This window comes from Mesorhizobium robiniae, from assembly GCF_040545535.1.
In the GTDB taxonomy this organism is placed as follows: Bacteria; Pseudomonadota; Alphaproteobacteria; order Rhizobiales; family Rhizobiaceae; genus Mesorhizobium; species Mesorhizobium robiniae.
The window spans coordinates 39,335-64,572 of sequence record NZ_JBEPMC010000011.1; the positions used below are offsets into that span (position 1 = coordinate 39,335).

Below are 25,238 nucleotides of genomic sequence, written 5' to 3' on the forward strand. Positions count from 1 at the left end.
TCCTGACGCGAACCGGAAAGGGCAACGGGCTGCAACGCATGATCGTCGCACGATGAATTGGAGGCGCTATTTCTGGCCAGTCGTCGGCATTGCGGCGGTCGTCTTCTCGCTGTGGCTGCTGCTACATGAGCTGCGCGGCATTTCACTCGACGACGTCTGGGACGGCATCGTCGCCATCCCGGCCCGCGGCTGGGTGCTCGCGGCGCTGAGCTCGGCCATCGCCTATGCGTCGCTGGCCGGCTACGACCACATCGCGCTCCTGCATATTGGCAAACGAGTTTCTTGGCTGTTCGTCACCCTATGCTCCTTCACCACCTACGCGCTGTCGCACAATATCGGCGGCTCGGTATTTTCAGGCGCCGTGATCCGCTACCGCGCCTATGGCACTAGGGGGCTCAGCGGGCAGGATGTCGGCGTCCTGGTGGCGATCTGCTGGATCACCTTCGTGCTGTCGACGATCCTCGTCTCCGGCCTCGTGCTGGTTTTCGAGCCGGAGATCATCGACCGGTTTTCCGGCGCACCGCACCATGGTCTGGCGGTTGCCGCGGGCGTTGCCATGCTGCTGCTGGTGGCGGCCTATGTCTTCGGCAGCTGGCTGCATCTCAGGCCGCTTAAGATCGGTAGTTTTCAGGTCCATTATCCGGCACTGCCGATCGTCGCGCGGCAATTGCTGATCGGCCCGATCGAGCTCCTGGCAGCGGCGGCGATCATCTTCTTCGCCCTGCCCGCAGCTGGCAATCCCGGCTATTTCGTCGTGCTCGGCGTCTTCCTGGTGTCGTTCTCGGTCGCGCAGATCTCGCATGCGCCGGGCGGGCTCGGCGTGTTCGAGGTCGTGTTCCTCGCCGGCCTCTCGCACATGGACCCTGTCGGCGTGCTGGCCGCACTCCTGGTGTTCCGGCTGTTCTACCTGATCATCCCGCTGCTGATAGCGCTCGGCGTCGTGCTGTATTTTGAGCACTCGCAGCTTGGGCGGGGCGGGAAGTGAGATGCCGGGGCAATCGCTTCAGGCGGTGATGCGCGAAGAATGGGGAAGAGGGCCGCAACGCTGAGTGAGGCGCGGCCCCCTGCTGTTCAACGCTGCGACGCTCAGAGGTAACGGCATGGACCCTAGGGTCTCCGCGACGTCGCTTCGCTCCTGCTCCGCCCTAGGATGACGAAGACGTGTTGGCTTTTGGCTAGTCGCAAATGTTGGAAATTGGCACTGGTCGCAAACCTTGGAGATTGGCGGTTGCCGGCAATCGCAAGAGATTGGCCGAAACTACACTCCGTTCGTCATCCTAGGGCGGAGCAGGAGCGAAGCGACGTCGCGGAGACCCTAGGATCCATGCCGTTACGGTGGCCGAAGAGCGCAGTGATCCAATGCTTTCACTGTCTCGCCCCGGGATGTGTAAGGTGAGGGACGCATCAAAAAACCTGACCCGATTGCCCCAAATGAAGCATGGCACAGGCTTGACTATTTTCCGGCGGCGGCTACAAGGCACGCGCGGCGACATCGCCGCCCTGCCCGCGCGGTGTTCTTCAACCGCGCCTGCTGGGGAATAGGTTAACGGTAGACCCACGGACTCTGACTCCGTTAGTCCTGGTTCGAATCCAGGTTCCCCAGCCAAACTTCTTTTCACAATAAAAACAATCGCTTAGTCGAAACTGAAAAATCGCAACCGGAACACTTTTCCGGGGCATAAAACCGGAACTTTTGTCCTTGTGAAACGCTCCCGGCGACGCTTGGCGGGGGATTCCAGCTATCGTGGGTTGCGGCCGGGCGACATTTATAAGATCGTCCAAAAAAGTCAAAATTGACGAAGGAAGAACGGAATGCGCGCTTTGCCCTTCATGGCATTTCTGATGCTCGTCGGGTCCTTGATGGGCTGCACAACGGACAATGGGAATGCCGGTCAAACCCAAACTGCGGCAAACAAGGCGCAGTGTGCCGGCTTTGGCTTCGAAGAAGGCACGGATGCTTTTGCCAATTGCATGATGAAGCTTTCATTGCAGCAACAAGGCCAACAGCCCCCAGACCACGATACACTCGTTCGCCGGTATAAGTCCCTAAGTATGACCCGGCGCGGTGATGATCGCTATCCTGTATGCAGCGCGTCTGACATGGACAATGAACTCGATACTTCGGCAAACAAATGGGTTGGCCCCAATTGCCAGATGGCACCGGATTAAGCGAAGTAGAGCGCCTACAAGGTGCCAGCAGGCGGTGCGCAGATGCCGGACACGGCGCGCGGCCCCATCGGCACGTAGAGCACGCGCCGGTTTCAGCCCTTACGCAGCCGCATCCAGCCCCAGCGCCGGCCCATAGTTGAGGATAGGCCCGAGCCCAGCGCTCGACCTCGGTGAGCGCCATGCCTCTTGCGCCGCGCATAATCCTCGACCTGGTCGCGTTCGACCTTGGCCACGCTCTCGGGATGCGACAGGTAGATGCCAGGTACCGAGGAGCCCGGCCAAAACTCTCGGTCAGGCTGACGCCGGCGTTGCGCTCACCGTCGAGCAGGCGGAAAAGCGTCGCTTTCTCGGTGTGGTCGGGCTGCGCCGGTAGGCCACGGCTCGCGGCGAGGAGTTTAGGTTACCTCAATGCATGCGGTGTACGTGTGGAGCGTGTCACCGATAAGAATGTCGACTGTGATGCAATGGGGCTGGTCGACAGGCCCACTGATCGGGCGGACAGAAAAGCGCGCGTCAACCACACGCTCGTTAAGCGGCCCCTCTGCCTTCCCGATAGATCTCAGCACTTGAGAAACCATTGCGCGCCCCAAGGAATCGTATGTGTGGCAGGACGCTGCGATGTCCTGAAGTATTTCCGGAGCAAATTTTGCCATGTTTTATCCTCCATTTACTCTGCATCAGATATCTAAGATTTTAGCTGATTCAATTAGCTCGGACCGTTCTTCATCATTGACGTTCCGAAACCCGGTAAAATAGACAAGCCCCTGAAGTAGAGGGCTGTCGGTGCGTTCGCGCTGCCCAAGATCGCCGGCTTCAAACCTCGGCCGCCGAGCCAGAAACACCGCCGCATTTAGGGAACAGCGTCGCTCAGGTCAGTTCCACGCATGCAGCAAAAACGTAAGTGTTGTCACCCACGGTCACCGTGACTTCGACGCAATGTGCCAGATCGACCGGTCCACCGATCGGACGAACAGAAAAGCGCGCGTCAACCACACGCTCGTTAAGTGGACCGTCTGCCTTCCCGATAGATCTCAGAACTTGAGAAATTATGGCGCGTCCAAAAGAATCGTATGTGTGACTTGAAGCTGCTATGTCCTGAAGTATTTCCGGAGAAAATTTCGCCATTGTTTCACCCTCCATTCTACTTTTCATCAGATGTCAGTCGATGGCTCACCGATCGACCTGTTGCTGCCGCTCTCAGGCTCGTGCCTTAAGCTTCCCAGCTACCAGGGAGCATTGAGCCGACGTCGCTTACGGATCGCTTACGCCTTGGCGTTCAGGCTCAGCGAAGGCGTAAAAAGGGTGGACAAGGCGCAGACAACGGTGCCGCATCTCGACGTTTCGACCGGAAGAAACGGCTAGACTGACCTTGGGAACCTCGCGAGGATGGATAGCTTGTGAAAGACATCGGCAGCGTTGCCGAAGCGATGGCATTCTTGCGAAAACGGCCGGCCAGCGAAGCTGCCGCCGCCATCAGACGCAGTGCCACGATATGCTCATCGCACTGGCCGACGTGCCAATCAGCTTGTCCTGTCTATGCATGTCGAGCGTGCAATCAGGCAAAGCTGCTCACGCAGCCGCGTCCAGCCCCTGCGCCGGCACATAGTTGAGTATAGGCCCGAGCCAGCGCTCGACCTCGACAAGCGGCATGCCCTTGCGCCGCGCATAGTCCTCGACCTGGTCGCGTTCGACCTTGGCGACGCCGAAATAATAGCTTTCGGGATGCGACAGGTAGATGCCGGAGACGGAAGAGCCCGGCCACATCGCAAAACTCTCGGTCAGGCTGACGCCCGCATTGCGCTCGCCGTCGAGCAGACGGAAGAGCGTCGCTTTCTCGGTGTGATCGGGCTGCGCCGGATAGCCGGGCGCCGGGCGGATACCGCGGTAGGGTTCGCCGATCAGCTCGTCCGGTGCCAGATTCTCGTCGGGCGCATAGGCCCAAAAATCCTTGCGCACCTTCTCGTGCATGCGCTCGGCGAAGGCTTCGGCGAAACGGTCGGCCAGTGCCTTGACCATGATCGACGAGTAATCATCGTTCGCCCGCTCGAAGCGCTCGGCGATCGCCACTTCCTCGATGCCAGCGGTGACGATGAAGCCACCGAGATAGTCGGCCTTGCCGCTGTCGGCGGGAGCTACGAAATCCGACAGCGCGACGTTCGCCTTGCCGTCGCGCTTGGTCAGCTGCTGGCGCAGCGTGAAGAAGGTCGCCAGCTCCTGCGAACGCGCGTCGTCGGTGAACAGCCTGATGTCGTCGCCGACGGTATTCGCCGGCCAGAAGCCGATCACGCCCTTCGGCGCGAACCATTTTTCCGCGATGATTTTTTTCAGCATGGCCTGGGCGTCCTCGAAGAGCTGGCGTGCCGCCGGCCCTTGCGCCTCGTCGTCGAGGATTTTGGGGTAGCGCCCCTTCAGCTCCCAGGTCTGGAAGAACGGCGTCCAGTCGATATAGCGGGCGAGCTCGGCCAGATCCCAGTCCTCGAAGGTTTTCAGGCCGAGGAAGGACGGTTTTGGCGGCTCGTAGGCCGACCAGTCGATCCTGTGGGCATTGGCCCGCGCCTTGGCGAGCGGCAGGCGCTGCTTATCGGCTTCGCTGCGCGCATGCGCATCGGCAACCTTCTTGTATTCGGCACGAACATTGTCGACATAGCCGCCCTTGGTCTCGTTCGACAAAAGCGCCGACACCACGCCGACGGCGCGGCTGGCATCGGTGACGTAGACCGTCTGGCCTTTCGAATAGCGCGGATGGATTTTGACCGCCGTATGCACACGGCTGGTCGTCGCGCCGCCGATCAGAAGCGGAATGTCAAAGCCTTCGCGCTCCATCTCGGCGGCCATATGCGCCATCTCGTCGAGCGAGGGCGTGATCAAGCCGGACAGGCCGATAATGTCGACCTGCTGCTCGCGCGCCGTCTGCAGGATCTTCGCCGCCGGCACCATGACGCCAAGGTCGATGATCTCGTAATTGTTGCAGGCCAGAACCACGCCGACGATGTTCTTGCCGATGTCGTGGACATCGCCCTTGACCGTCGCCATCAGGATCTTTCCGGCGGTCTGGCGCTCGCCGGTGTCGACGCCGTTGGCGGCGTTCGCAAGCTTCTCCGCCTCCATGTGCGGCAGCAGGCCGGCCACGGCCTGCTTCATGACGCGGGCGGATTTCACCACTTGCGGCAGGAACATTTTTCCCGCGCCGAACAGGTCGCCGACTATGTTCATGCCGGCCATAAGCGGGCCTTCGATGACATGCAACGGACGCTCGGCGGCAAGTCGCGCTTCGTCCGTGTCCTGGTCGATGAATTCGGTGATGCCGTTGACCAGTGCGTGCGAAATGCGCTGCTCGACCGGCCAGTCGCGCCAGGCCAGATCGCGTTCCTGCGCCTCCTTGCCGGCCGTGCCCTTGAAGCGTTCGGCGAGTTCCAGCATGCGTTCGGTCGCCGTGCCGCCGCCCTTCGGCTGGCGGTTGTTGACGACATCTTCGCAGGCTTCGCGCAGTTCCGGGTCGATGGTGTCGTAGACGGCAAGCTGCCCGGCATTGACGATGCCCATGTCCATGCCGGCCTGGATGGCGTGGTAGAGGAACACGGCATGCATGGCCTCGCGCACCGGCTCGTTGCCGCGGAACGAGAAGGAGAGGTTCGACACACCGCCCGATATGTGGACATGGGGCAGCGTCGCGGTGATCTGCCTGGCTGCCTCGATGAAATCGACACCGTAATTGTTGTGCTCGTCGATACCGGTGGCGATGGCGAAGATATTCGGATCGAAAACGATGTCCTCGGGCGGGAATCCGGCCTGCTCGGTCAAAAGCTTGTAGGCGCGGGTGCAGATTTCGACCTTGCGCGCCTTGGTGTCGGCCTGCCCGTCCTCGTCGAAGGCCATGACGACCACCGCCGCGCCATACGCGCGGACGAGCTTCGCATGGTGCAGAAAGGCGTCCTCGCCCTCCTTCATCGAGATGGAGTTGACCAGCGGCTTGCCCTGTACGCATTTCAGGCCGGCTTCGATAATCTCCCATTTGGAGCTGTCGATCATCACGGGCACGCGGGCGATGTCAGGCTCGGCGGCGATCAGGTTGAGATATTCGACCATCGCCTGCTTCGAATCGATCAGGCCTTCGTCCATGTTGATGTCGATGATCTGGGCGCCATTGGCGACCTGGTCGCGCGCGACATCGAGCGCGGCGGCATAGTCGCCCGCCGTGATCAGCTTCCTGAACTTGGCCGAGCCGGTGACATTGGTGCGCTCGCCGACATTGACGAACGGAATCTCGTCGGTCAGCGTGAACGGCTCGAGCCCCGACAGGCGCATCTTCGGCTCGATGTGGGGGATGGCGCGCGGCGGATATTTCTTCACCGCCTGTGCGATGGCGCGGATGTGGTCCGGCGTCGAGCCGCAACAGCCGCCGACGATGTTGACCAGGCCGTCGCGCGCGAAATCCTCGATCTGCGCGGCCATGAATTCCGGGCTCTCGTCATACTGGCCGAATTCATTGGGCAGGCCGGCATTCGGATACGCACAGACAAAGGTGTTGGCGACGCCCGAAATCTCGTCCAGATGCGCGCGCATGGCTTTGGCGCCAAGCGCGCAATTGAGGCCTATCGTGAACGGGTTGGCGTGACGAACCGAATGCCAGAAGGCCGTCGGCGTCTGGCCGGACAGCGTGCGGCCGGACAGGTCGGTGATCGTGCCTGATATCATCACCGGCAGGTGCACGTCCTTTTCGATGAAGATCTTGTTGCAAGCGAAAATCGCCGCCTTGGCGTTCAGCGTATCAAAAATGGTCTCGATCAGGATGATGTCGGCGCCGCCGTCGATGAGACCGCGCAGCTGCTCGCCATAGGCAAGGCGCAATTCGTCGAAGGTCACGGCGCGGTAGCCCGGGTTGTTGACATCCGGCGACATCGAGGCGGTGCGGTTGGTCGGCCCCAGCGCACCGGCGACGAACCGACGCTTGCCGTCCTCCTGCTCGGCCCGCAGCGCTGCCCGGCGCACCAGCCGCGCACCGTCGCGGTTCAACGCATAGACCGCGTCCTCCATGCCGTAATCCGCCTGGGCGATGGCGGTTGAGGAGAAGGTGTTGGTTTCAAGAATGTCAGCGCCTGATATGGCGTACTGATAGTGGATCTCTTCGATCGCCTTGGGCTGCGTCAGGATCAAAAGGTCGTTGTTGCCCTGCTGATGGCAGGCGCACTCGGCGAATTTATCGCCACGGAAGTGGTTCTCATCAAAACCCAGGCCCTGGATCTGCGTGCCCATGGCGCCGTCGAGTATGAGGATGCGTTCGCGCGCCGCCGCCGTCAGCGCCGCAAGGACTTCCGACCCGTCGGGCTTGGCCGCGACGGGGCCGAACAGGTCGTCCAACGATGATGGTTTTTGCGACATATTTCGTCCTCGGCGCGACAGTCGCGCCTAAGTCACATAAAGACATCTTTATGTCAATATACGCTATTCGGCTGCTGCTGTCACCCCTGTCGCTGGGGCAGTGCCTGCTGGCACTACACCGCCACCCGCCCTGTGTTCGCCACCACCGCAGCCCGCAGCAGCATGCCGAATAGGTCGCGCGGTTCGTCGGGATCGGCCAGCATGTCGAGTTCCTGATAGAGGCCGGTCGATCGCAACTGATCCCTGACATAGCGCAGCGCCGAGAAATCCTCGATGGCGAAGCCGACAGAATCGAACAGCGTGATCTGGGCCGGGTCGCGCCGGCCTTCAGTCACGCCGGTGATGACCTGCCACAGCTCGGTCACTGGATGATCCGGCGCAAGCTGCTGGATCTCGCCCTCGATGCGCGTCTGCGGCGGGTATTCGACGAAGATATCGGAGCGCAGCAGGATGTCGCGATGCAGTTCCGTCTTCCCAGGGCAGTCGCCGCCAACCGCGTTGATGTGGACGCCCGAGCCAACCATGTTGTCGGTGAGGATGGTGGCATACTGCTTGTCGGCGGTGACGGTGGTGATGATCTCGGCCCCCTCGACGGCTTCCTCGGTAGAGCGACAGGCGACCATATCAAAGCCAAAGCCAGCCAGATTGCGGATGCATTTTTCCGTCGCCGAACGGTCGATGTCAAAGAACCGCAACTTGCGCACACCGAGCAAGGCCTTGAAGGCCAGCGCCTGGAATTCGGCCTGAGCGCCGTTGCCGATCAGCGCCATGCAGTCGGCGCCGGGCGGCGCCAGGTGCTTCGCTGCCAGCGCCGACATCGCCGCGGTGCGCAGCGCGGTCAGGATGGTCATTTCCGACAGCAGCACGGGATAACCGTTGTGGACATCAGCGAGCATGCCGAAGGCGGTCACGGTCTGGCGGCCTTCGCGCATGTTCTTCGGGTGGCCGTTGACATATTTGAAGCCATAGACCTCGCCGTCGCTGGTCGGCATCAGCTCGATCACGCCCTCGGCGCTGTGTGAGGCGACGCGCGGCGACTTGTCGAAGGCCTGCCAGCGGCGGAAGTCATCCTCGATATAGAAGGCGAGCTCGGTGAGGAACCGCTCGACGCCGATATTCAGCACCAGCTTCATCATGTGGTCGACGCTGACGAAGGGAACGATGTTGAGATTGGGAATCATTTTTGTCCTTGCCCGCATTGCTGCGACGGTCAGTCCTTGCGATGCGCGTTGTGCGCCTTCATCATCGTCGCCAGTGCCGGATCGCTCTGCTCCAGCATGCCAATCGCCGCATTGGTGTCGTAGAGCCGTTCGTCCTGCCCCATCTTGAACTTGGCCTCGAGCCGCTCGATCGGCAGGTCGAAGCCGAGTATGTGTGGTATGCGCCGCTCCATGCCGCCCGGCCCGAGCTCGCGCATGCGCCAGCGGTCGTCGCGGTCCTTTTCCAGCACGTCGACGAGCTGCAAGAGATGACGGGCGGTGGCGTGATCGTCGAGCTGAACCGGCCGGCCGTGGCAGTGGACGACGGCGAAATTCCAGGTCGGCGCGCTGTCGCGCACCGGGTTGCGCGGATACCAGGACGGCGAGATATAGCCATGCGGGCCGTGGAAGATGGCGATCGTCTCCCTGCCCCCTGCTATCAGCGCGCTGTGCTGGTTCTGCCTGGCAAGATGCGACACCAGCGTGCCGTTCGCTCCCCGGTCGCGGTCGAGCACGATAGGCAGATGCGATGCGACCAGCCCTTGCGGCCCTGATGTCACCACCGTGGCGAAGGCTGCCGCCTCGATCAGGCCGAACACCTCGTCTAGGGACAACGGTGCGAACTCGGGCTTGCTATACATGGGCTCAACTTCTCTGCACGCGAACCGCCGGGATCAGACCTTGCGGCCGCACCAGCAGCACGGCGATGACGCCCGACAGCACGATGGCGTCGCGATAGGGTGCGACGGCCGCCGGCAGCGTCGCCTGCAGTAGCACTTCGATAATGCCGAGCAGGAAGCCGCCAGCCACCGCGCCCGGCAGGCTGCCCAGCCCGCCGACGACGGCGGCGATGAAGGCCTTGAGCACGGGCGTGAAACCCATCAGCGGATCGACAGAGGCGCGCTGCGCCACCCACAGCATCGCCGCCAGCCCGGCCAGCAGGCCGGACAGCAGGAAGGCGGTGGCGATGATGCGGCTGGCCGGGATGCCCATGAGCCGCACGACATTGAAATCCTCGGCCGCGGCGCGCATCGCCGTACCGGTCACCGAGCGGCGCAGGAAAAGTTCCAGCGCAATCAACGCCAATGCCGAGACGACGATGGAGATGCTCGGGCCGACGCCGATGGTGAAGTCGCCGAACGAGAAGGCGCCGGTCATCCAGCTTGGCATGGCGACGGCCTGCGGCCGGGCCGAGATGCCGTTCTGGAAGACGACCTTCAGCAGGCTGGACACAGCGAAGCTGGTCAGAAGCAGGCTGGTGACGCTGGCGCCGCGCATCGGGCGAAAGGCAACGCGCTCCATGGCAACTGCTGCCAGCGCACCGCAAGACACGGCGACGAGCACCGCCGCCGGAAACGGCAGGCCGAAAACCAGCGCGGCAAGCAAGGCATAGCCCGACAGCGTCATCAGCTCGCCATGAGCGAAGTTGATCAGGCCGACAATGGAAAAAACGATCGCCAGCCCCAGCGCCAGCAGCGCATAGACGCCGCCGAGGCTCACCGCATTGATGATCTGCTGCGCGATCATGGTTCAGGCTCCGAGATAGGCTTGGCGGACGAGGTCCGAACTGGCGAGTTCCCTAGCGGTGCCCGACAGCACCACCTCGCCATTGGCGAGCACGATGGCGCGGTCGGCGATCTCCAGCGCAAGCGCCACGTTCTGTTCGACCAGAAGGATGGTCAGGCCGGTGCGACGCAGTTCGGCGATCAGGTCGAAGACCGTGTCGATCAGTTGCGGGGCAAGGCCGAGCGACGGCTCGTCGAGCAGCACCATGCGCGGCTTGCCCATCAGCGCTCGGGCAATCGCCAGCATCTGCTGCTCGCCGCCGGAGAGATTGCCGCCCTTGACGCGGTGATAGCGCCGCAGGATCGGGAACAGCTCCAGCATCTCCTCTTCGCGCGCCCTCGCCTCCACCGCCGGCAGGTGCATCGCGCCGCCGAGACGCAGATTGTCGGCCACGGTCAGGCCGGCGAAGATGCGCCGGCCCTCCGGTACCAGCGAGACGCCCTTGCGGGCGATCGCCTCTGGCGCCATGCCAGTGATGTCGACGCCGTCGAAGACCACTTTGCCTGATACTGCAGGAACCAGCCCGGCGATGGCACCGAGCGTCGAGCTCTTGCCGGCGCCATTAGCGCCGACCAGCGCGATGATCTCGCCGCTGTCGACGGCGAGGTCGACACGGCGCACCGCCTCGACTTCGCCATAGCGTATCTTCAGGGCCTCGACGCTCAGCATGATGTCACGGCGCCGGCACGTCGGCTGCGTCGGGAATCATGGTCTTGATATGCTTGCCCTCGCCGCCCTCATAGCGCATCAGCGCCACGGGCCTCAGCGGCATGCGATCGGTGCCGGCATAGGTGATCTTGCCGGTGATGCCTTCAAAATCCTTGAGGCCGGCAATCGCGTCGCGGATCGCCTTCGGGTCGTCGGAACCGGCCGTCTTGACCGCCTGGTCGAGGATCAGGCCGATCTCGTAGCCATTCACCTCATAGGTCGATTCCGGCGCGTGGCCGGCAAACTTGGTGAAGGCGGCGTTGAAAGCCTCCAGCTTGCTGCCCGGTTCGGCGTAACCGGCCGCCGTGTAGACGACGCCGTCGACCAGCTTGCCCAATCCCTTGATGGTCGGCGTGTCGATAGCATCGGCGCCATAGACCGGGATGGTGACGCCGGCGCCACGCAATTGCTGGATAAAAGCCGGGAAATCAGGCTCATAAGCGGCCGTCATGATCAGGTCCGGCTGGTCGGCGAGGCCCTTGATGTTGGTGATCTCGGCAGAAAAGTCCGGCTGGCCCATGGTGAAAGTACCGCGGCCGACGACAGCGCCGCCCTTCTTTTCAAACACCTTGCCGAAATATTCGGGCAGGTTGGCGGTGTAGGTGGCATCCGGTGAGGTCAAGAGAAACACCTTCTTCTTGCCCTCGGCGATGGCGAAGTCGGCAACCGCGGTCGCCTGTACATTGTCGGCCGGATAGGTACCGAACATGACGTCGCCGACCGCGGCGGTAAGCACCGGGGCGGAGCCGCACAGCGTCAATGTCGGAATGCCGAGCGGCTGGGTGAGCTGGCCGGCCGAGATCGAGGGATCGGCGTCGCACGGCGTGATCATGATCTTGGCACCGGCGTCGATCAGCTCCTGGGCGACGGTAGCGGTCTGCGCCGTGTCGGAGCGGGTATCCTTGATCATCAGCTTGACGGTGTATTTGCCGCCAAGTCCGCCCTTGGCGTTGAGTTCGTCCAGCGCCATGCGCAGGCCGGCAAGTGCCGGCTGGTCATAGGGAGCAAGGCCGCCGGTCTGCGCGGTTGCGGCACCAATGATGATCTCCTCGGCGCTGGCGGTCGAAATGGCGGCGATGCCGAACACGGCCGCATAGAGGGCGGCGCGGTGAAGGCGATAAAGCTTTGGCATGTCGGTTCTCCTTCTGGATTTGTTATCGTTGGCTATGCGGTTCATGCGGTTTCACTTGCAGGCGTTTCGTTGGCAGGCGTTTCTTGTCCCGTCTTGGCGCGAGCGGTGCGGCTGCCGAGATAGGCGGCGATGACGGCAGGGTTCTTCTGCACTTCGGCCGGCGTGCCATCGGCGATGACGCGGCCATGGTCGATGACCACGATGCGTTCGCACAGGTTCATCACCAGCCGCATGTCGTGTTCGATCAGGACGACGCCGATGCGCCGCTCAGTGCGGACAGCAGAGAGGATCGAAACCAGCTCGGCGGTCTCGACCGCGTTCATGCCGGCGGCAGGCTCGTCGAGCAGCAGGAAGCGCGGCTTCAATGCCAGCGCCCGCGCCACCTCCAGCCGGCGGCGCTGGCCATAGGCGAGCCTGGCGGCGGGCTGGTCGGCAAATTTTTCCAGGCCCATGCGCGAAAGCTCGCGCATTGCGGCTGCCTCGGCACTGGCAAGGTCGGGCTCGACCGAGCGGGCGGCGACAACGACATTTTCCAGCACGGTCATCTGCGGGAAGACGCGGATGTTCTGGAAGGTGCGAGCAACGCCCGAGCGGGCGAAGCGGAAGGCCGAGGCCCGTTTCACCGAGCCGCCGATCGACACGCTGCCGGCGCTCGGCTCGACATCGCCAGCCAGCATGTTGAGCAGGGTCGTCTTGCCGGCCCCATTTGGGCCGATGATGCCGGTGATGCTGTCGGTGTCGAAGGCGAGCGTGACGTCGTCGACAGCGACAACGCCGGCATAGCGCCGCGACAGATGGTCGGCAGACAGCCGGTCGTGCTCGGCGTGTATCAGCGGCGCAGCCGGGACCGTGGCGGCTTGGCGGCCGGGCCGGCGCAAAAGGTTCAGCTCGCGCTCGCCGAAAAGGCCGGTCGGCCGCCGCCAGATGACCAGGATCATGGCGATGGCAAGCACGCCCTGGGTCAGACCGAACAGCACCGGCAGATGCAGGCCGAACACCTCGCCGCCACCCTCGAAGCGACGCACCACCTCGATCACAGCGATGGTGACGACAACACCGGCAAAAGCGCCGAGCGAAGAGCTCATGCCGCCGACGATGAGCATGGCCAGCAAGGTGAAGCCAAGGTCGAAATAAAAGTCGCGTGGCGAAAAGGCGCCGAGGAACTGCGCCATCATGGCGCCAGCGGCCATGGCGGCGACCGCGCCCACCACCCAGGCGGCCAGACGCGAGGTGCGCTGGTCGACGCCGACAGCGGCGGCACCCCGCTCGTCATTGGCGGCGGCGCGGGTGGCAAGGCCAAAGCCGGTTTCCCGGAAAAGCCTTGCCGCCACAAGCGTCACCGAAGCGACGCCGATAGCGGTCCACAGCCCGACCTCGCGCGGTACGCCGTAGAAGGGCTGGCTGCCGCGAGTGATCTCGCGCCCGGCAACCAGCAGCGTGTAGACGATGATCAGCATGGCGAGCGTTGCGATAGAGGCGCTCGACCCGGACAGCCTGAGCAGAGGCGTGCCGGTCAGCAGGCCGATGACGATCGCAAGGACAATGACTACGGCGAGTGCAGCGAAGAAGGAGAGCTCATAACCGGCGAGAAACTGCGGCAGATCGCGCAGCGCGGTGCGCTGAAGTGCGGCCGGCATGGTCAGGATGCCGGTGGCATAGGCGCCTAGACCGACAAAGGCGGCGTGGCCGAAGGAGACGATGCCGCTGTTGCCGGAAAATATTTGCAGGCCGAGCACCGCCGTCAGCATGATCGCGGCATAAGTGACGACGCGCTGCATGGCGACGCCACTGAAGAAGAAGACAATGAGCGCTCCCAGCAGCAGCACCGCCACCATGCAGAGGGCATCGGCTGAGGCGTTGCGAAACGCGGCCGGCATCAACGACCGCGCCCTGCCCTCGCCCCTCGCCGCCGTCGCCATCAGGCGGCCTTGAAGCGGCTGGGCGAAAACGGCGCCAGGATCGGCTGGGCGCCTTCGGTGACTAGTCTTGCCACCGCCTCGCCGACCGCCGGGCCGGTCTTGAAGCCGTGGCCCGAGGAGCCGGCCGAAACGAAAAGTCCGTCGATGCCAGGCATGGCGCCGATCACCGGCAGGTCGTCGGGGCTCATGTCGTAAAGCCCGGCATAGCCAGGGCGGATGCCGAGATCGGCCATCGCCGGCACGCGCGTCGCAAAGGTCTCGAGGATCTCGACCGATTCCGATTCCTCGACGCCTTCCATGTAGTCGTCGGGATTTTCGACGAAACGCGGGCGGCCTGCGTGCTCATGACGCAAGCCGGTGCCGCCGCCGGCCCAGGTGCCGGCAAGGATGACGCCGTCATTGTCGGGCCGTGCATAGTTGCAGGAGATGTCGTCGCACCAGGCGAAAGGCATGACCTGGCGCGCCTTGCCGGCAGCATCGAGCACGGCCATCGGGTGGCGCTCGACATGCAGAGGCAAATCGAGGCCGACTGTCGCCAGCAGGCGGCGCGTCCATGGCCCGGCGGCGAGCACCACGGCATCGGCCTTCAGCACGGTTCCATCGGCGAGCGCGACGCCGCTGATGCGGTCGCCCTCTTTCACCAGTCGTTCGACGAGGCTGTTCTGCATGATCCTTGCACCGCGTGCCTTGGCGGCCCGGGCAATTGCATTGGTTGCGCCGAAGGCGTCGGCATAGCCGTATTCTGGCTCCCATAGCGCCAGCGCGACATTGTCCAGCGCAAAGCCGGGCGCGGCGTCGGCGAAGGCTTGTGGCGACAGCGTCTCGATCAATGCGCCCACGCCGCGAATGCGTTCGGCGGCGGCTTTCCAGCTCGCTTCATTGTCGTTGCCGCAGACCCACATCATGCCGACTTCGGTGACGAAAGAACCTTCGCCCGCGATCTCCGGCAGTGACACCAATATCTCGCGGCCACGGATGGCAAGCTGCGACAGCTCCGGCATCAGATAGAAGGCGTGCAGCAGCGCAGAAGACTTGCCGGAGGGGCCGCCGGCGGGATGCGCCTGCTCGACAAGCGTCACCGCCACGCCGGCCGCGGCCAGATGATAGGCAGCGCTCGATCCAACGATACCCGCACCGACGACAATGACGTCGCTTCCATTCCGCATGGCAGTTCCCCACAGTTCTTGGCTGCTTTCCGGCAAAGCTAAGACCAGTCGTCTGGCTATGTCAACATCTCTTCATTGTTGACCGAAATTAAAATCTCTGTAATAAACTCGACACAACGAGAGAACACGGATTTCGGGGAGGCCAATGGCGATACGCGACGTTCTGATGCGCGGGGATCTTGCGTTGACGCCGTCGGAGGAAAAGATCGTCCGGCTGCTTCTGACCGACTATCCGACCTCCGGCCTCGGCACCGCTTCATCACTCGCCCGGCGCGCCGGCGTCAGCGACCCGACCGTGGTCAGGCTGGTGGTGAAGCTCGGCTATGATGGCTTTCCGGACTTCCAGGCCAAGCTTCTGGCCGAGGTCGAAGCCAGGCTGCATTCGCCGCTGCTTATGATGGAGGCCAAGCGGCCGACAGACGCGGAAGACAGCGCCATCCTCGCCTATCTCGGCTCGGTCGGTGCGGCGCTCGAGAAGTCTATCAGCCTGACGCCGTTGCAGAGCTATGAGCGCGCCGCCCGTTTGCTGATGGAGACCAAGGGCGAGGTGGTCATGCTCGGCGGCCGTTTCAGCCGCCACATCGCCAGCATGTTCGCCGGCTACATGCTGCAGTTCAGGCCTGAGGTGCGCGACCTCGGCACGTTGTCGGCCCAGGCATTCGACACGCTGGCCGATCTCGGCCGCCGCGACGTGCTCGTCGTCTTCGATTATCGCCGCTACCAGTTCGATGTCATCGACTACACCAGGCAGGCGGCGGCGCGCGACGTGCGCATCGTTCTGTTCACCGACCAATGGCTGTCGCCGATCGCCGATCTCGCCGAGGTCACCATCGTCAGCCCGCTGGAAGTCGCCTCCCCCTACGACACGCTGGCGCCGGCGATCGCACAGATGGAGGCGCTGGTCGCCCATATCGTTTCCACGCTGAGCGATGGCGCCCGCGAACGCATCGAAAGGCTGGAGGAGGTGCGGCATGCGAATGCCGTGACCCTCGACAGTGCCGGCCCCGAAGAAACCGGAGCGCGCAGAATGCCCGGCCCCAAATCAGCCCAGTCCAAATCAGTCCAATCCAAGTCAGTCCAATCCAAGTCAGCGAAGCAGGACCAGAAAGCATGACGCAGATATTGCCAAAACGAAACGAGCCGTTCCGGACCGGCGAAACCGCGCTGCTTGTGGTCGACATGCAACGTGTCTGGCTGGAGCCCGGCGCCGACCCGGGGCACCCCGAACGCGGCCCTGAGCATTATTTCTACAGGCAGACATCGTCGCAGACGATCCCCAATCAGGAGCGCCTTTTGGCGGCAGCCCGCGTCAACGGCGTCGAGGTCATCCACACCATCATCCAGAGCCTGACGGAAGACGGCCGCGACCGCTCGCTCGACCACAAGCTGACGCCGATCCATATCGCTCCCAGCCTGCCGGAAGGTCTGCCGGTGCCTTCGCTGGCGCCGGTCGGCGACGAGATCATGCTGCCGAAGACGTCGTCCGGCATCTTCAATTCGACCAATGTCGACTACGTCCTGAAGAACCTAGGCGTGCGTTACCTCGTCGTAGTCGGCATCATGACCGACCAGTGCGTCGACATGACGGTGCGCGACGGCGCCGACCGTGGTTATCTCGTCACCTGCGTGTCGGACGCCTGCGCCGCGGCGACGCAGGAACGCCATGACATCGCGCTCAAGGCGTTCGGCGGATACTGCTGGGTCACAGACACGGACGAGGTCGTCGCCCGCTTCGAAGCCTTGGGAAAAGCTGCATGACTTCGACAGTCGAACCGCTCGTTGCCGTCGTCACCACCGATCTGTCCGCGATCACGCGCGGCCGCTCGGTCGTCGAAAGCAAGCTGCAGAAGATCGCCGCCACCGGCGTCGGCTGGCTGCAGGCCAATCTGTCGCTGACGCCGTTCAATTCCATCGTCGATCCCAACCCCTGGGGTTCGTCCGGCGATGTGCGGCTGGTGCCTGACCTCAACGCCCGTTTTCGGACGGTGTTGACCGGATCGGCGACGCCGTTCGACATGGTCGCCGGCAACATCGTCGAACTCGACGGCAGCCCGTGGGTCGGTTGCACGCGAACCATGCTCAGGGATGCGCTGGCGGAGTTGAAGGCGGCAACCGGACTTTCCGTCATCGCTACCTTCGAACATGAATTTCATATCGAGGGCGACTTTGTGCCGGGGCATTCGCTGTCGTTCCAGGCGCTGCGGCGGACCGATCCCTTCGCGCCCAATCTGATGGCGGCGCTGGAGGAAGCCGGCGTCGCGCCAGAAGTGGTGATCGCCGAGTTCGGCAACGAGCAGTTCGAGGTGACGCACGAGCCGGCCGATGCGCTCGCGGCGGCCGACCGCGCCGTCGCCATCCGCGAAATCACCCGCGAAGTCGCGCGCAATGCCGGCTGGCGCGCCAGCTTCACGCCGAAAGCCGCTCCCGACGCCGTCGGCAACGGCCTTCACATCCATTTCAGCTTCATCGATGCGGCCGGCAAGCCGGCGACCTACGATCCAGCACGACCGGGCGGTCTTTCCAGCCAGGCCGGCGCCTTCTGTGCCGGAGTGCTGCGCCATCTGCCTGGTATCACCGCCATGACGGCGGCGAGCGTGTCGTCCTATTACCGGCTGAAGCCGCATAGCTGGAGTTCTTCCTACACCTGGCTTGCCGATCGCGACCGCGAGGCGTCCTTGCGCATCTGCCCGACGGTCACGATCGGCGGGCGCGACCCGGCACGGCAATACAACATCGAATACCGGGCAGCCGACGCTACCGGCAATCCCTATCTGTCACTGGCGGCGATCATTCTGGCCGGCCTGGAAGGGCTGAAGGCCAAGCTGCCGACGCCGCCGCTGGTCACCGGCGACCCGACGCTGATGAGCGAGGCGGAGCGCAAGAAGCTCGGACTCGTACGCCTGCCTGAAACCCTCCCGGCGGCGCTCGACGCGCTCGCCGCCGACAGCACCGTTACCGGATGGTTCGCACCGGTGTTCGTCGAGACCTTTCTCGGGCTCAAGCGGCATGAGACCGAGCGCCTTGCCGGTCTCGATCCGGTGGCTGTCTGCGACCTCTACCGGACGCTTTATTGATGGCTACCCAGCCTGCACATGCCAACCAGCCTCGAAAAGAGTGGCCGGCCGCCGTCGACGTGCTCAACGAGAATGGCCGCTCCGATATCGTGCTGTTGTGCGAGCATGCGTCCAATCACATTCCGGCGGAGTATGGACAGCTGGGGCTCGATATCGGCCATCTGCAACGTCACATCGCCTGGGATATCGGCGCCGCCGAAGTGACGCGCCGTCTGTCGGTGCTGCTCGATGCGCCGGCCTTCCTCAGCGGCTATTCGCGGCTGCTGATCGACCTTAACCGGCCGCTGGGCACCAATGGCAGCATCCCGGTGCTCTCCGAAGACACCGATATTCCCGGCAATATCGGGCTCGATCCGTCCGAGCGGGCACGCCGCGCCGAAATCATGTTCGCGCCTTTCCATGATCGGGTGGCCGCCCATCTCGACCTTCGGGCGAAGGACGGCAGGCCGACGCGGATCGCGACGATCCACAGCTTCACGCCGGTCTTCCTCGGGGTTCCCAGGCCCTGGCATGCCGGCGTGCTTTACGATCGCGCCGGCGATTTCGGTGAAACCATACTCACCGGCCTGCGCAACGACACAGCTCTCAACGTCGCGGCGAATGTGCCTTACGTGATCAGCCGCGATGCCGACTACGCCGTGCCCATCCATGGCGACGATCGCGGCATTGCCGCCGTCCTCATCGAGATCCGGCAGGATCTGTTGGCGAGCCGCGCCGGCATCGAGGCATGGGCGAACCGCCTGGCCGCCGCCTTGCCCATGCAGAGGGAGAAGGCGTCATGAGCAATCTCAGCCTGCGCGAGCGCGACGCGGCAACCATCGCCCAAATCGGCAAGCTGCGTTTCTCGCCGCTGAGCGTCGTCGGCGGCCAAGGTAACCGGCTGATCGAGGAAGGCGGCCGCTCGCTGCTCGACCTGTCCGGGTCGGCCGGTCCGGCCATTCTCGGCTACGGCCACCCGGCGATCGTCGAGGCGGTCGAAGCCTCGATCCGCGACATGGCCGGCGCCAGTCTCTTGCTCTATCCGAACGAGCCGGCCGTGTCGTTGGCCGAGCGCTTGCTGGCGATCACGCCCGGCAATGGCGAGCGCCGCGTCTGGTTCGGCCATTCCGGCTCGGACGCCAATGACTGCGCCGTGCGCGTGCTGCAGGCCGCAACCGGCCGCTCCCGCTTCATCTCCTTCATCGGCTCCTATCACGGCAACCTCTCCGGCTCGATGGGCATCAGCGGCCATACCGCCATGACCCACACGCTGCCGCGGCCAGGAGTGCTGTTGCTCCCCTACCCCGATCCCTACCGGCCGCAATTCAGCGCCGAGGAGGTTCTGGCCCTCCTCGATTATCAGTTCGAGACCACCTGCCCGCCGCATCAGGTCGCGGCCGTGTTCATCGAGCCGCTGATGTCGGATGGCGGGCTGATCGTGCCGCCGCCCGGCTTCCTCAACGCGCTTGAAGAGCGCTGCCGCAGGCATGGCATCAGGATCGTCGTAGACGAAGTCAAGGTCGGGTTGGCCCGCACCGGCTTGATGCATTGCTTCCAGCATGAGGGCCTGACGCCTGATCTCGTCGTGTTCGGCAAGGGCATCGGCGGCGGCCTGCCGCTGTCGGCCGTCATCGGCCCAAAGGAGATCATGGATCACGCACCGGCCTTCGCGCTGCAGACCACAGCCGGCAACCCGGTGGCGACATCAGCTGGCAATGCGGTGCTTAAAACGATCGAACGCGAGGAGTTGGTCGAGCGTTCGGCGCGCGTCGGCGCGCTGTTCTCGGACACGCTCAAAACGCTCGCCGCAAAACACGAGATCATCGGCGACGTGCGCGGGCGCGGCCTTGCCGTCGGCGTCGACCTGGTCAAGGACCGCAAAACGCGCGAGCCCGTCACGGCGACGACGACGGCCAAGATCATCTATAGCGGCTACGAACTGGGCGCGGCCTTCACCTATGTCGGATTGAAGGCCAATGTGCTCGAATTCATGCCGCCGCTGACGCTGACTGAAGATGAGGTTGCCGAGGGTGTGGCGATCGTCGACCAGGCGATCGCCGATGTCAGCGCCGGCAAGGTCTCAGACACCGATGTCGCGTCCTTCATGATGTGGTAGCGGGGGCCGGATGGCGGGCGGCGCGCCCGCCATCGGGAAAAAGCTACCCTACCCAGTTCTCATAATCGGACACCAAGAGGTGCAGCGGCGCGACGTCTTCCTCGATGTCGGCGAAGCGCCCGATCGGTTCGCGAAAGACATTGTCGGTCAGATCATCATTGACGGTCGACACCTCGCCGATCAGCACATCCTTGCCCTCGGCCCAGAAGGCGTGCCAGACGCCGGGCAGCAGCGTGACGCTCTGGCCTGGGTCGAGCTTCAACAGCCCGCCCGCCGGCAGCCTGTGTATGGTCCCGTCGACAGGCACCGATACCTCGGCCTTGGGATCGATGCCGCCATCGCGATCGTGCATGAACAGTTCCAGCACCAGCTTGCCGCCACCACGGTTGATGATGTCTTCGGCCTTGATGTTGTGGCGGTGCATCGGCGACAGCTGATCCTTGCGCGAGATCATGATTTTTTCGGCATAGAGCATGCCCATGCCCTTCTTCATGTCCTCGTAGCGGCCATTGCGAACGGTGAACAGGAAGAGGCCGAGATCGTTGAATTTGCCCTGGCCGTAATCGGTGATGTCCCAGCCAAGCCGGGAGGAGAAGATGGCCGACGAATCCTGCCGGTGCGCCTTCATCTCTTCCGGCGACCAATAGGCGAAGGGCGGCATGATGTAGCCGAACGAGCGGATAAAGGCGTCGGCATCGCGGATGATGTCGTTGACTGTGGAACGTTTCATGGTCGTGATCCTCCTTCAGGCGGCGCCTACAGCGCATAACCGAACACCGCTCCGGTGTCGACGTAAAGCGCATGCTGGCCTCATGACATCCGGGCCGATCAAGGCCATAAGTCCAGGCAAATTCCCAAGGTGACAATTCATGCGCAGCATAGACGACCTCGATACGCCGGCAATCCTGATCGACGCCGCCCGCGCCGAAGCCAACATCGCGCGGGCGCAGGCCCATGCTGACCGCAATGGGCTGAAGCTCAGGCCGCACATCAAGACCCACAAATTGCCTTACTGGGCTAAGAAGCAGGTCGCTGCGGGCGCCGTTGGAATCACCTGCCAGAAGATCGGTGAGGCCGAGGTGATGGCCGATGCCGGCCTCACCGACATTTTTCTCCCTTACAACATTCTGGGCAAGGCCAAGCTGGAGCGCCTCAAGGCGCTGCACAGCCGCGTGACGCTGTCGGTGACATCAGACAGCATGGAAACGCTTGCGGGTCTCGCCGCCACCTTCACCGATCCAGGCCAGCCGCTACAGGTGCTGGTGGAATGCGATACCGGCATGGGCCGCTGCGGCGTGCAGTCGGCCAGCGAGGCGGTCGCATTGGCCAGAAAGATCGACAAGGCCAAGGGGCTCGCCTTCGGCGGGCTGATGACCTATCCGGCGGCAGGCCGCGCTGCCGAAGCCGAGACGTGGCTCGCCGAGGCGCGCCAGGCGCTCGCCGCATCAGGCCTTGCCTGCGAACGCATCTCCAGCGGCGGCACGCCTGACATGTGGCGCTCGGGTGAGGACAGCGTCGTCACCGAATACCGGCCGGGCACGTACATCTATCTCGATCGCTACCAGGTCGCCAAAGGCGTCGGAAGCCTCGACGATTGCGCGCTGACGGTGCTGTCGACGGTGGTCAGCCATCCGACACAGGAGCGCGCCATCCTCGACGCCGGCAGCAAGGCCTTGTCCAGCGACACGCTTGGGCTTGCCGATTTCGGCGAATTGCTGGGTATTCCCGGCGCCAGGGTGACCGGCCTCAGCGAAGAGCATGGCACTGTCACACTTTCAGGCGAAACAAAACTGCGCATCGGCGAGCGCGTGCGCGTTGTGCCAGACCATTGCTGCGTCGTCACCAACCTGTTCGACGAGGTGCATCTGATCGAAGGCGAAAAAGTGCTGGAGACGCTGCCGGTGGCAGCACGCGGCCGCATGGGGTAGCGCTTCAATTCTTGAACGCTGGCGGCAATGAGCTCGACGGAATTCAGTTAGCCTGTCTCGCCGCGACACGGCGCATGGAGATGACGCGACGACGCAGGATTTCCGTGCGCATCGCCATCAGATGCAGCGCGAAGAACAGCACGGTGAAGCCGAGAGCCATTACCAGCAACGGCCGCAACAGGCTGGGATCGATGGTCGGCCCGCCGAGCCGGAACACCGAAGCCGGCTGGTGCAGCGTGTTCCACCAGTCGACCGAGAATTTGATGATCGGGATGTTGATGAAACCGACCAGGGTGATTATCGCGGCGGCCCAGGCGGCTCGCGCCGCATCGTCGAGTGCCCGCGTCAGTGCGATGATGCCGAGATACATCAGAAACAGCACGAAGACCGAGGTCAGCCGCGCGTCCCACACCCACCAGGTGCCCCACATCGGCTTGCCCCAGATCGAACCGGTGATCAGCGCGAGTGCCGTGAAGACGGCGCCGATGGGTGCCGCCGATTTCAGCGCGACGTCGGCCAGCGGATGGCGCCAGACCAGCGTGCCCAACGCGGAAACCGCCATCAGCGTGAAACACATCATGGCCAGCCAGGCGAAGGGCACATGGATGTACATGATGCGCACGGTCACGCCCTGCTGGAAATCCTCCGGCGCAGTGAAGCTCATATAGAGGCCGGCGGCCAGGAGCAGTGTGGCGACGGTCGCCAGCCACGGCACCAGCCTGTCAGCCAGCCCGACAAACCGCGTCGGGTTGGCGAAATCCATCCAGCCGCTGAGGCGTGAAGTCAGGTCACTCATGCGGCTTTACATAAACCGGCGACGCGTTTGGGGCAATCGAGTGGTGGTGTCGCAGGCGAGGCTTTCCCTTCTCCTCACGGGAGAAGGGAAAGAACTCAGGCGGCCTCGCCCGTGATGGTGCGGCTGAGGCGGCGGACTTCCTCGTCGTTCAGCAGGCCGCCGGCGCGCAACAGGCTGGCGAAGCGGCCATTGCGCATCGACAGTTCGGCGAAGCCACCCATTTCGACCACCCTGCCCTTGTCCATGAACACGACCAGATCGGCATCGCGAACCGTGGTCAGGCGGTGGGCGATGATGAAGGTGGTGCGGCCGCGCCGCAATTCGTCGATCGCTTCCTTAACGCGGTCTTCCGTCTCGACATCGAGCGCGCTGGTCGCTTCGTCGAGCACCAGGATGGGAGCGTCCTTGAGTACGGCGCGCGCGATCGCGATACGCTGGCGCTCGCCGCCCGAAAGCTGTCCGCCGCGTTCGCCGACGACCGTGTCGTAGCCGTTGCTCTTCGACAGGATGAAATCCTGCGCGGCCGCGGCATTGGCGGCGGCGTGGACCTCATCATAGGTCGCCTCGGCGCGCCCGACACGGATATTGTCCTCGATCGAGCGGTTGAGCAGGCCCGCGTCCTGGAACACGGTGGCGATCGAATGGCGCAGCGACTTGCGGGTCACCGTGCGGGTATCGATCCCGTCGATCAGGATCCTGCCGCTGGATGGCGCAAAGACGCGCTGCAAAAGATTGATGAGTGTGGTCTTGCCTGCGCCCGTCGGACCGACGATGGCCACCGTCTGGCCGGCATGGACCTCGAACGACACGTCGTGCACGCCCTGGCCCGAATTGGCGAATTCGAAGCTGACGTTCTCAAAACGCACATGACCGGTGACATTGCCGAGGTCACGCAACCCATCCGGCTCGGCGGCGTCGGCCGCGGAGTCCTCAAGGCGATAGAATTCCTCGAGCTTGGCCCTGGCTTCCGAGATCTGGTTGGCAAAGGCCGACATCTGGTCGAGCCGGGCGATCAGCAGCGTGGCAAAGCCGGTAAAGGCGATGACGTCACCGATACGCAATTGGCCATGCATGACCAGATAGGAGCCGATCAACAACACGATCATCATCGAGATGGTCGAGGACAGGCGGTGCAGGGCGTTGGCCAATGCCCACCAATCGAGCACCGGATACTGGGCATCAAGCAGATTCTTGACATAGCGCTTTAAGGCGTCGGTCTCATGGCCGATGCGATTGTAGCTCTGCAGCACGGCGACATTGCTGACCGAGTCACTCACATGCGCGAACACCTTGTGGAAGTGCCGCTCGACGGATGCTTGGCCTTCCCTGGTACGACGCATCACCAGCCGCCCGATTCCGACGTACAGCGCGCCGAGCGCAAGCAGGACCATCGACATGCGAACATCCATGCTGAGCGCCGTCGGCACCAGCAGAACCAGCGCGACGACAGTGGACAGATGCTGCCTCATGAACTCGAGCCAGAGGCTGAACAAGGTCTCGACCGCGCGCAGAAGCGTATGCAGCGAATTGGAGGTGCCGCGCTGATGATGCCAAGCAAGCGGCATGGTGATCACGCGCTCGAACGACTGGCACAGGACCTCGCTGCGGCGTGCATGGGCAAAGCGGTCGGCGCCGCGTGCCACCAGAACAAAGGCGACGACGTTGAAGACGCCGATACCGGCCCACACGGCGAGCGTCGAAAAGACCGAGCCGCCGTCCGAAATAGCATCGATCACCCGTCCGAACATGATCGGCTCAAGGATGGCGATAATGGCAAGCGCGACATTCGCCCCGCAGATAAACGCCACGCGTTTCCTGTCGGCAGCGAGATAACCGAGCGCTCTCCAGTAGATTTGCAGAAGGGACACTTCAGCTACTCCGGCAAATTGTTATTGTGCACTGCATCATTTTCTGACTCGTACCTGTTGACGTGTCGCGAAACAATGCTCGTTTACCCCTTCAGTTCCCAATTCGCGAACAAAAGATGGCGACGCTGCGAAATCTGTCGTGATCACCTAACGGTTTGAGAAAAAAGGTAAAATGTCAGCGTTGCGGCAAAATCATGGCAGGCTCCAAGCACTGCCGCAATTTTAATCAGCAAATGGTT

General features: G+C 63.3%; 20 protein-coding genes, 1 tRNA gene and 1 pseudogene. 9 read left to right on the forward strand and 13 right to left on the reverse strand.

Annotated features, from left to right (window positions below):
• Positions 1 to 52: 52 nt before the first annotated feature.
• The 3 genes from ABID19_RS26160 (at position 53) to ABID19_RS26170 (ending at position 2,169) form a co-directional block, all read left to right on the forward strand.
• Positions 53 to 985 carry a lysylphosphatidylglycerol synthase domain-containing protein gene (locus ABID19_RS26160; protein WP_354493806.1) on the forward strand — a complete coding sequence of 311 codons (933 nt, stop codon included), beginning with the start codon at positions 53 to 55 and terminating at the stop codon, positions 983 to 985.
• A gap of 547 nt (positions 986 to 1,532) precedes the next feature.
• Positions 1,533 to 1,606: transfer RNA gene (locus ABID19_RS26165), tRNA-Gln, on the forward strand.
• 206 nt (positions 1,607 to 1,812) lie between these two features.
• Positions 1,813 to 2,169 carry a hypothetical protein gene (locus ABID19_RS26170; protein WP_354493807.1) on the forward strand — a complete coding sequence of 119 codons (357 nt, stop codon included), beginning with the start codon at positions 1,813 to 1,815 and terminating at the stop codon, positions 2,167 to 2,169.
• Positions 2,170 to 2,261: 92 nt separating this feature from the next.
• Here ABID19_RS26170 and ABID19_RS26175 read toward each other — a convergent pair.
• From ABID19_RS26175 to ABID19_RS26220, 10 genes and pseudogenes are all read right to left on the reverse strand, one after another.
• A pseudogene (locus tag ABID19_RS26175) lies at positions 2,262 to 2,497 on the reverse strand (vitamin B12 dependent-methionine synthase activation domain-containing protein).
• Between the two features lie 539 nt (positions 2,498 to 3,036).
• Positions 3,037 to 3,294: a hypothetical protein gene (locus ABID19_RS26180; protein WP_354493808.1), complete on the reverse strand. Its 258-nt coding sequence runs from the start codon at positions 3,292 to 3,294 to the stop codon at positions 3,037 to 3,039.
• Positions 3,295 to 3,738: 444 nt separating this feature from the next.
• Positions 3,739 to 7,548, reverse strand: a complete 3,810-nt coding sequence (gene metH, locus ABID19_RS26185) for a methionine synthase (RefSeq protein ID WP_354493809.1) — start codon at positions 7,546 to 7,548, stop codon at positions 3,739 to 3,741.
• Positions 7,549 to 7,661: 113 nt separating this feature from the next.
• Positions 7,662 to 8,729, reverse strand: a complete 1,068-nt coding sequence (locus ABID19_RS26190) for an ornithine cyclodeaminase (RefSeq protein ID WP_354493810.1) — start codon at positions 8,727 to 8,729, stop codon at positions 7,662 to 7,664.
• 29 nt (positions 8,730 to 8,758) lie between these two features.
• Positions 8,759 to 9,388, reverse strand: a complete 630-nt coding sequence (locus ABID19_RS26195) for an FMN-binding negative transcriptional regulator (RefSeq protein WP_354493811.1) — start codon at positions 9,386 to 9,388, stop codon at positions 8,759 to 8,761.
• Between the two features lie 4 nt (positions 9,389 to 9,392).
• Positions 9,393 to 10,274: a branched-chain amino acid ABC transporter permease gene (locus tag ABID19_RS26200; RefSeq protein ID WP_354493812.1), complete on the reverse strand. Its 882-nt coding sequence runs from the start codon at positions 10,272 to 10,274 to the stop codon at positions 9,393 to 9,395.
• Positions 10,275 to 10,277: 3 nt separating this feature from the next.
• Positions 10,278 to 10,982, reverse strand: a complete 705-nt coding sequence (locus tag ABID19_RS26205) for an ABC transporter ATP-binding protein (RefSeq protein WP_354493813.1) — start codon at positions 10,980 to 10,982, stop codon at positions 10,278 to 10,280.
• Positions 10,983 to 10,986: 4 nt separating this feature from the next.
• Positions 10,987 to 12,153 (reverse strand): ABC transporter substrate-binding protein, encoded by a 1,167-nt coding sequence (locus ABID19_RS26210; protein ID WP_354493814.1) that lies wholly within the window; start codon positions 12,151 to 12,153, stop codon positions 10,987 to 10,989.
• A gap of 41 nt (positions 12,154 to 12,194) precedes the next feature.
• A complete protein-coding gene (locus ABID19_RS26215) occupies positions 12,195 to 14,072 on the reverse strand; it encodes a branched-chain amino acid ABC transporter ATP-binding protein/permease (RefSeq protein ID WP_354493815.1) in 1,878 nt (625 codons plus the stop codon).
• Complete coding sequence (locus ABID19_RS26220) at positions 14,072 to 15,238, reverse strand: NAD(P)/FAD-dependent oxidoreductase (RefSeq protein ID WP_354493816.1); 1,167 nt, start codon at positions 15,236 to 15,238, stop codon at positions 14,072 to 14,074. Before ABID19_RS26220 ends, ABID19_RS26215 begins: the two co-directional genes overlap by 1 nt.
• A 145-nt stretch (positions 15,239 to 15,383) precedes the next feature.
• Here ABID19_RS26220 and ABID19_RS26225 point away from each other — a divergent pair, with 145 nt between their 5' ends.
• The 5 genes from ABID19_RS26225 to ABID19_RS26245 are packed head-to-tail and all read left to right on the forward strand — an operon-like array spanning position 15,384 to position 20,407.
• Entirely contained in the window at positions 15,384 to 16,352 is a 969-nt protein-coding gene (locus tag ABID19_RS26225; protein WP_354493817.1) for a MurR/RpiR family transcriptional regulator, read from the forward strand.
• Entirely contained in the window at positions 16,349 to 16,996 is a 648-nt protein-coding gene (locus ABID19_RS26230; protein ID WP_354493818.1) for a cysteine hydrolase family protein, read from the forward strand. Before ABID19_RS26225 ends, ABID19_RS26230 begins: the two co-directional genes overlap by 4 nt.
• Entirely contained in the window at positions 16,993 to 18,312 is a 1,320-nt protein-coding gene (locus ABID19_RS26235; RefSeq protein ID WP_354493819.1) for a type I glutamate--ammonia ligase, read from the forward strand. The genes ABID19_RS26230 and ABID19_RS26235 overlap by 4 nt, the downstream gene beginning before the upstream one ends.
• Positions 18,312 to 19,094 (forward strand): N-formylglutamate amidohydrolase, encoded by a 783-nt coding sequence (locus ABID19_RS26240; RefSeq protein ID WP_354493820.1) that lies wholly within the window; start codon positions 18,312 to 18,314, stop codon positions 19,092 to 19,094. The genes ABID19_RS26235 and ABID19_RS26240 overlap by 1 nt, the downstream gene beginning before the upstream one ends.
• Positions 19,091 to 20,407 (forward strand): aspartate aminotransferase family protein, encoded by a 1,317-nt coding sequence (locus tag ABID19_RS26245; RefSeq protein WP_354493821.1) that lies wholly within the window; start codon positions 19,091 to 19,093, stop codon positions 20,405 to 20,407. Before ABID19_RS26240 ends, ABID19_RS26245 begins: the two co-directional genes overlap by 4 nt.
• Positions 20,408 to 20,450: 43 nt before the next feature.
• On the opposite strand, the gene ABID19_RS26250 is transcribed toward ABID19_RS26245, so the two are convergent.
• Entirely contained in the window at positions 20,451 to 21,137 is a 687-nt protein-coding gene (locus ABID19_RS26250; RefSeq protein ID WP_354493822.1) for a D-lyxose/D-mannose family sugar isomerase, read from the reverse strand.
• Between the two features lie 139 nt (positions 21,138 to 21,276).
• On the opposite strand from ABID19_RS26250, the gene ABID19_RS26255 reads away from it, so the two are divergent.
• Complete coding sequence (locus ABID19_RS26255) at positions 21,277 to 22,335, forward strand: D-TA family PLP-dependent enzyme (protein ID WP_354493823.1); 1,059 nt, start codon at positions 21,277 to 21,279, stop codon at positions 22,333 to 22,335.
• Between the two features lie 43 nt (positions 22,336 to 22,378).
• On the opposite strand, the gene ABID19_RS26260 is transcribed toward ABID19_RS26255, so the two are convergent.
• Both ABID19_RS26260 and ABID19_RS26265 read right to left on the reverse strand, forming a co-directional pair.
• On the reverse strand, positions 22,379 to 23,131 hold the full coding sequence (locus ABID19_RS26260) for a heme ABC transporter permease (RefSeq protein ID WP_354493824.1): 753 nt from the start codon (positions 23,129 to 23,131) through the stop codon (positions 22,379 to 22,381).
• 95 nt (positions 23,132 to 23,226) lie between these two features.
• Positions 23,227 to 24,999, reverse strand: coding sequence for a glucan ABC transporter ATP-binding protein/ permease (locus tag ABID19_RS26265; RefSeq protein WP_354493825.1), 1,773 nt, complete (start codon positions 24,997 to 24,999; stop codon positions 23,227 to 23,229).
• Positions 25,000 to 25,238: the final 239 nt, after the last annotated feature.

What these genes read in the sequence shown, in the direction of transcription:
- ABID19_RS26160 (WP_354493806.1), top strand. Translation starts at nt 53, where the DNA reads ATGAATTGGAGGCGCTATTTCTGGCCAGTCGTCGGCATTGCGGCGGTC.
- ABID19_RS26170 (WP_354493807.1), top strand. Translation starts at nt 1,813, where the DNA reads ATGCGCGCTTTGCCCTTCATGGCATTTCTGATGCTCGTCGGGTCCTTG.
- ABID19_RS26180 (WP_354493808.1), bottom strand. Translation starts at nt 3,294, where the DNA reads ATGGCGAAATTTTCTCCGGAAATACTTCAGGACATAGCAGCTTCAAGT.
- metH (WP_354493809.1), bottom strand. Translation starts at nt 7,548, where the DNA reads ATGTCGCAAAAACCATCATCGTTGGACGACCTGTTCGGCCCCGTCGCG.
- ABID19_RS26190 (WP_354493810.1), bottom strand. Translation starts at nt 8,729, where the DNA reads ATGATTCCCAATCTCAACATCGTTCCCTTCGTCAGCGTCGACCACATG.
- ABID19_RS26195 (WP_354493811.1), bottom strand. Translation starts at nt 9,388, where the DNA reads ATGTATAGCAAGCCCGAGTTCGCACCGTTGTCCCTAGACGAGGTGTTC.
- ABID19_RS26200 (WP_354493812.1), bottom strand. Translation starts at nt 10,274, where the DNA reads ATGATCGCGCAGCAGATCATCAATGCGGTGAGCCTCGGCGGCGTCTAT.
- ABID19_RS26205 (WP_354493813.1), bottom strand. Translation starts at nt 10,982, where the DNA reads ATGCTGAGCGTCGAGGCCCTGAAGATACGCTATGGCGAAGTCGAGGCG.
- ABID19_RS26210 (WP_354493814.1), bottom strand. Translation starts at nt 12,153, where the DNA reads ATGCCAAAGCTTTATCGCCTTCACCGCGCCGCCCTCTATGCGGCCGTG.
- ABID19_RS26215 (WP_354493815.1), bottom strand. Translation starts at nt 14,072, where the DNA reads ATGGCGACGGCGGCGAGGGGCGAGGGCAGGGCGCGGTCGTTGATGCCG.
- ABID19_RS26220 (WP_354493816.1), bottom strand. Translation starts at nt 15,238, where the DNA reads ATGCGGAATGGAAGCGACGTCATTGTCGTCGGTGCGGGTATCGTTGGA.
- ABID19_RS26225 (WP_354493817.1), top strand. Translation starts at nt 15,384, where the DNA reads ATGGCGATACGCGACGTTCTGATGCGCGGGGATCTTGCGTTGACGCCG.
- ABID19_RS26230 (WP_354493818.1), top strand. Translation starts at nt 16,349, where the DNA reads ATGACGCAGATATTGCCAAAACGAAACGAGCCGTTCCGGACCGGCGAA.
- ABID19_RS26235 (WP_354493819.1), top strand. Translation starts at nt 16,993, where the DNA reads ATGACTTCGACAGTCGAACCGCTCGTTGCCGTCGTCACCACCGATCTG.
- ABID19_RS26240 (WP_354493820.1), top strand. Translation starts at nt 18,312, where the DNA reads ATGGCTACCCAGCCTGCACATGCCAACCAGCCTCGAAAAGAGTGGCCG.
- ABID19_RS26245 (WP_354493821.1), top strand. Translation starts at nt 19,091, where the DNA reads ATGAGCAATCTCAGCCTGCGCGAGCGCGACGCGGCAACCATCGCCCAA.
- ABID19_RS26250 (WP_354493822.1), bottom strand. Translation starts at nt 21,137, where the DNA reads ATGAAACGTTCCACAGTCAACGACATCATCCGCGATGCCGACGCCTTT.
- ABID19_RS26255 (WP_354493823.1), top strand. Translation starts at nt 21,277, where the DNA reads ATGCGCAGCATAGACGACCTCGATACGCCGGCAATCCTGATCGACGCC.
- ABID19_RS26260 (WP_354493824.1), bottom strand. Translation starts at nt 23,131, where the DNA reads ATGAGTGACCTGACTTCACGCCTCAGCGGCTGGATGGATTTCGCCAAC.